At 65.1% G+C, this 5,669-nt stretch carries 4 protein-coding genes, 1 tRNA gene and 2 pseudogenes; 3 read left to right on the top strand and 4 right to left on the bottom strand.

Going from position 1 to position 5,669, the window contains the following annotated elements:
- Nucleotides 1-45: 45 nt before the first annotated feature.
- The gene (locus tag LI94_RS19980; protein ID WP_082105833.1) at nt 46-648 is read right to left on the bottom strand and encodes a MarR family transcriptional regulator; all 603 of its coding nucleotides are present in this window, start codon (nt 646-648) and stop codon (nt 46-48) included.
- Nucleotides 649-1,290: 642 nt separating this feature from the next.
- Entirely contained in the window at nt 1,291-1,836 is a 546-nt protein-coding gene (locus LI94_RS19985; protein WP_024443594.1) for a MarR family winged helix-turn-helix transcriptional regulator, read from the bottom strand.
- A gap of 129 nt (nt 1,837-1,965) precedes the next feature.
- On the opposite strand from LI94_RS19985, the pseudogene LI94_RS22570 reads away from it, so the two are divergent.
- Nucleotides 1,966-2,948: pseudogene (locus tag LI94_RS22570) on the top strand (helix-turn-helix domain-containing protein).
- A gap of 21 nt (nt 2,949-2,969) precedes the next feature.
- Here LI94_RS22570 and LI94_RS20000 read toward each other — a convergent pair.
- Nucleotides 2,970-3,059: transfer RNA gene (locus LI94_RS20000), tRNA-Ser, on the bottom strand.
- 68 nt (nt 3,060-3,127) lie between these two features.
- Between LI94_RS20000 and LI94_RS20005 the strand changes: the two genes are divergently transcribed.
- Both LI94_RS20005 and LI94_RS20010 read left to right on the top strand, forming a co-directional pair.
- Nucleotides 3,128-4,096: an NAD(P)H-quinone oxidoreductase gene (locus LI94_RS20005; protein WP_036458567.1), complete on the top strand. Its 969-nt coding sequence runs from the start codon at nt 3,128-3,130 to the stop codon at nt 4,094-4,096.
- Between the two features lie 201 nt (nt 4,097-4,297).
- A complete protein-coding gene (locus LI94_RS20010; RefSeq protein ID WP_046302302.1) occupies nt 4,298-4,930 on the top strand; it encodes a GNAT family N-acetyltransferase in 633 nt (210 codons plus the stop codon).
- A gap of 139 nt (nt 4,931-5,069) precedes the next feature.
- On the opposite strand, the pseudogene LI94_RS23970 reads toward LI94_RS20010, so the two are convergent.
- A pseudogene (locus LI94_RS23970) lies at nt 5,070-5,669 on the bottom strand (hypothetical protein); the annotation flags it as partial.

The raw sequence follows: 5,669 nt of genomic DNA on the forward strand, positions 1-5,669 counted from the left end.
CACCCCAACACCGGCAACGACACACCCCGAACGTGTCCGCCCAGTTCAACCCCGGTCCCGAAACCCCACCACCCCAGGGGACTTACCCGGCAAAGGCAACGGCAACGAAGCAGTGATCTGATGGCAACTTGCGCCCAGTGCGAGCATTTGCTGGCGAGACATTTGGTTCACGTACAGCCTGCGAATCTCTTGCGCGTAGGTCCTGCGGGCCGCCGCCGCTCGCGTCCGGCCGTCGGCGGTGATCTCGGCCCGTACTCCGCGACCGTCGCCCGTGATGCGAGCGCGACGGAGGAGCCCCCGCGTCTCCAATCGGCGGGCGAGCCATGTCACCCTGCTGCGGCGCAGCATCAAAAGCTCGGCGAGTTCGCTCATGCGGGCGGACCCCCTGTCGGATTTGGCGAGTACGTCCAGTAACCGTAGCTCGAACAGGTCGAGCTGATGCCGGCTGGCCAGAGCCTGATTCAGCTCAGCCAACACACCCATCGATGACTCCACAAACTGTTGCCAGGCACTTTGCTCGATCTCATCGAGCCCCTGCAGCCACATCTTCGGTGGTCTTGCACCCGTCTCCTCCACGGCGGGCGACGGTACCGAACTGCGGCCAAGAAAGGCCGCGGAAATCGCGGCGGACCTCATCACGTCGCTCACATGAGTGCCATTCCCCAGCGGCCCGCTATGTCCGCCGGACTATCATCTGCGCTGCTCTGAGGTGTTTTGCGCTCAGTGCAGCAAACTTCGAGATGCTACGTCGTTGGTTCAAGCGGAAACTAACTCGCCGGTAACAATGAGAACTCGTTCTAGCGGCCCTTCAGCATAGCTGTAGTCGGTCATATCCAGTATACCTGCTGAATAATGACATTTATATCTTACACGGTGATTAGCTGCATATCCTAGTAATAGAACGTGTAACAGTGGACCGCGCTAGAGTTCCGTCGGCTCCATCGAGGGCTTCACGAGCAAAACCGCTTTACGCCAGTTGCACCAACGGCGCAGCCATCCAAGCGCCGATGAATACCGCCCACAACCAACACGCGGCGAAGTCTTGCATGCGGTGGAGTTTCAGGCCTGATGCCGACCGGCCACGACCCGCTCTCGCGAGTTGTTGGGGCAAGGCGGGCCTGTCGGTAGTGGTCAACGAGTGGCCGGGCGGGCTCGACGTTCCCGTCACTGCTGGAACGATGCGCGGCCCGCCCGACGATCATCGCAGCCTCAAAGCCACGGTCGCCCAATCGCCCTGGCGAGGCTGCCCAATGCTGCAACTGCACGCCGCCGGAACACGCTTTCAGCGGATCAGTTCGGTTTGCTGGGCGGCTCGTCGCGCGAAGCTCGCGAGACGAACAGCATCGAGCCGGAACGATCCAAACCCACGTTGATCCGGCGACAGTTCTCCTCAAGGGTGGCAAGCTGACGCCGCGACAACGGGCTGATGAGGTAGGTCTTAACCCCCCGCGCGTAGTCGAGGCCGGCGTCCGCCGCCACACGTCGACCCGCGTCGGTGATCCTAGCCACCACCCCACGGCGATCCTTGGGATTCTGCTCTCTTCGCACCAGGCCACGCTCCTGAAGCCGATGAATCCGCTTGGTCATGTGATGCGCATTGGCCGCCAGAGCAGCCGCCAAGTCACCCATCCGCACGGCGCCGTTATCGGAATCGCCAAGGATGTCCAGCACCCGCATGTCGATGAGCGACAGCTGATGGGCCTCGGTGAGCCAGCGGTCCATCGCGGCATGAAACCTCAGCGCCGCATGCAGGTAGTTCTGCCACGATCGCTGTTCGGCGATGTCGAGGCCGGGAAGGTCACTGGCGGTTCGGCGACGAGACGGCGGAGGCGGCATACGTCAAGTCAACCGCATTTCGCAACATTACTCCACTGACGTGGACCGACCCGCTTGAAGCATCTGATCACTACGCTGGTCGATGAGTCGCGTCATAGGTGACAGTCCTGGGTCAGGTCCAAAACGCGTGTGGCCGTCCTGGAAGTCCTCAGCGGAAACCTGTCGGTGACCGCCGCAGCCCGCACCTACGGGATCTGGCGCCAACACCTCTACCGACTGCTGGCCCGCTACCGAACCGGGGGCCTCGACGCCCTCGAACCCCGCTCCCGACGCCCGGCCAGCAACCCCCGCAGAACCTCCGATGACGTCATCGCCGCCGTCGTCCTACGCCGCGAAAAACTCACCGCCGAAGGCCTCGACGCCGGCCCCCTCACCCTGCAAGACCACCTGGCCCGCCAACACCTACCGGTGCCATCGACTTCCACCATCCGGCGCATCCTGCACCACCACGGCCTGATCCCCCCAACCCCGCATACGCCCCCGCAGCGCATATCACCGGTTCGCCGCCGAACAACCCAACGAATGCTGGCAATCAGACTTCACCCACTGGAGCCTCGCTGATGGCACCGACACCGAAATCCTCAACTGGCTCGACGACCACTCCCGCTACCTCCTCGCGTGCACCGCCCACCACCGCGTCGGTGGACCCGACGTCGTCGACACCTTCACCGCAACCAGCCTCGAATTCGGGTTCCCGCAGCAACTTTGACCGACAACGGTTCGGCCAATTCCTCACCGTCTACAACACCGAGCGCCCACACCGCGCCCACCCGCACCACCTCTTAGAGCAGGCCTACCTCGCCCGCCCCAAAGCCACCCCCGGCAACCAACCCAGCACCGCCATCCGGCTACGCAGCGACATCGTCGACCACTACGGCAAACTCACCCTGCGCCACGGCAGCCGCCTACACCACCTCGGCATCGGCCGCGGCCACGCCAGCACACCCGCACTCATCCTGGTCACCGCCACCACCGTCACCGTCATCACCAAAACCGGCCACCACATCATCGCCAGCCACCACATCGACCCCGACCACCACTACTGGCCCAACAAACAGAAAAACCCGGCAAAAGCCGGGGCAATCCGTAACGATGACGCGACTCATGTGTAACCCATGACCCGACTCATCACATGGCGGTGGCGGAGGGATTTGAACCCCCGGACGGTGTTAGCCGTCTCTCGCTTTCAAGGCGAGTGCATTAGGCCGCTCTGCCACGCCACCGCGGAAAATCGTACCCCGGCCAATCCGATACACGTGGCCCACCTCGGCCCGGTAGTAGCGTGTCCGACATGCGTGCCATCGTCGCCGAGTCCCCCGACGTCCTCACCTGGCGAGAGGTCCCTGACATCGCGCCGGCTGCGGGCGAGGTGCTGATTCGAGTAGCCGCGGCCGGGGTGAACCGGGCCGATCTGCTGCAGGCTGCAGGGCTGTACCCACCCCCACCGGGGGCCAGCGAAACGCTAGGCCTGGAGGCCTCCGGCGTTATCGCGGCGGTGGGCGACGAAGTATCGGATTGGACCGCCGGACAACAGGTCTGCGCCCTACTGGCCGGTGGCGGCTATGCCGAGTACGTCGCGGTTCCCGCCCCCCAGGTATTGCCGATCCCCGACGGTGTCGACCTGGTGGATGCTGCCGGCCTGCCCGAGGTGGCCTGCACGGTCTGGTCGAACCTGGTACTCACGGCCGGCCTGTCGGAGGGCCAGCTCCTGCTGGTGCACGGTGGCGCCAGCGGGGTGGGCAGCCACGCTATTCAGGTGGCACGCCAACTCGGGGCCTGGGTGGCCGTCACCGCCGGTTCAGAGGCCAAGCTGGCGTTCTGCCGCGAACTGGGTGCCGAGATCGCCGTCAACTATCACGACGACGACTTCGTGGCGCGAGTGCGCGAGGCCGGCGGTGCCGACGTGATTCTGGACATCATGGGGGCCGCCTACCTGGACCGCAACATCGACGCGCTGGCCAACGACGGCCGGTTGGTGGTGATCGGGATGCAAGGCGGGGTGAAGGGCGAACTCAACTTGGGCAAACTGATCTCCAAACGTGCCCGGGTGATCGGTACGGCCCTACGTGGGCGGCCAGTGGAGGGGCCCCAGAGTAAGGGCGCGGTGGTCGCCGCGGTGACCACCGACCTCTGGCCGATGATCGGCACCGGTCAGATCAAGCCGGTGATCGGGGCTCGGCTGCCTATCGAGCAGGCGGCCGAAGCGCATCGGTTGCTGTCCTCGGGTGAGGTGACCGGAAAGGTTGTGCTGACGCTTTAGGCGCCGAACGTGCGTGGTGGCATCGGCCTGAAAACCCAGCCACTCTTTCAGGCGCCAGAGCACATATTCGGCGCTGATCTTCGTCCGGCAACGTAGCATCATTGGCGTGCCAATTGTTGGCGGCGCCGCCGTCAACGGATTTCCAGGAGGAATGTTCATGGTTACCGAAACCGGAGCGGCTACAACGGATTCGGGTGCGCTATGAGTGCGCAGATGCCGCGGCAACGGGTTGGTCTGAGCGACTACATCCTCTCGGTTCCGCCGCCTCCGCTGCCGAAGTTCCCAGAGCCGTACAGCGTGCGTTTCGCCGACCAGCCCGGCGACGCCGAGATGATCTCCGAGTGGATGAATCGGCCGCATCTGGCTGACACGTGGGGCTACGCCTATCCGGCAGACCAATGGCAGCGGCACTTGGACATCCAGTTCGCGGGCAACTACTCCCGGCCCTATGTCTTCAACATGAACGGGCGGCCGATGGGCTACATGGAGTTGTTCCGGGTTGCCCAAGATGACCTCGCCACGATTTATGACGCCCATCCCTATGACGTCGGTTTGCACGCCGCGATCGCTGAGATCGACATGGTCGAGCACGGTCACGGCGCGATCATGTTCCGCGGGTTCGTGGAGAGCGTGTTCGAGATCGAACCGGAGTGCCGCCGAATCATCGGCGACACCAACGCGGGCGACGGCTCGTACGGACGCCGGTTCTGGGAGCGACGGGGGGGACAGTTCCTCGGCGAGCACTACATGGCCAAGTGGGATCAGCACATCGCACTGTTCGCCTGGCTGCGGAGCCCGGAAGACCTGCCGCGGAGTCATCAAGACAAGCCATAGCCGCGTCGGCAGATGGGTCGGTGACAGAAGCTTCTGTCACCGACCTTTTTGTTGAAATACGTTGGGCCAGCAACAAACGTACGAATCCCCGGACCCGACACCGAAGTGTCGGACCGGGGATTCGTAGGTACGCGCTGGGTTACGGTGCGCCTGTGCCCCCAGCGCCACCGGCACCGCCCTGACCGATGGTGCCACCGTTGGCCTTGCCGCCGTTGACACCATTGGCTCCGGAGTTACCGGCGACGCCGTCACCGTTGGTGCCACCGGTACCACCTCGACCGCCGCTACCGCCACTGCCCGCCCAGTTGGACTTGCTGGGCTTGGAGGCACCGTTGACGCCGTTGCCGCCCTTGCCGCCCATGCCACCGGAGCCGCCTTGTGCGGTGGTGCCATCGGCGTTGAGGCCGCCTTGGCCACCGGTGCCGCCCTGGCCACCGTCACCGCCGGAGCCACCGGTACCGCCACCGCCAGTGCCCTGACCGGCCAGGCCGTTGTAGCCTGCGCCACCGGCGCCGCCGTTGCCACCGACACCGGCCTTACCGCCGGTACCGCCCTTGCCGCCGAAGCCGCCGGCGCCGTGTTCGCCGGACTTTCCTTCGCCCAGTGCGACACCACCGGCACCGCCCTGGCCGGCCGCGCCGCCGACTCCGCCGTCGCCGCCCTGGCCGCCCTCGCCGCCGGTACCACCGGTACGCCCGGGCAAGCCGAGGCCACCGGCGCCGCCCTGTCTCTTATACAC

The organism is Mycobacterium sp. UM_Kg27 (assembly GCF_000972905.1).
Lineage (GTDB): Bacteria > Actinomycetota > Actinomycetes > Mycobacteriales > Mycobacteriaceae > Mycobacterium.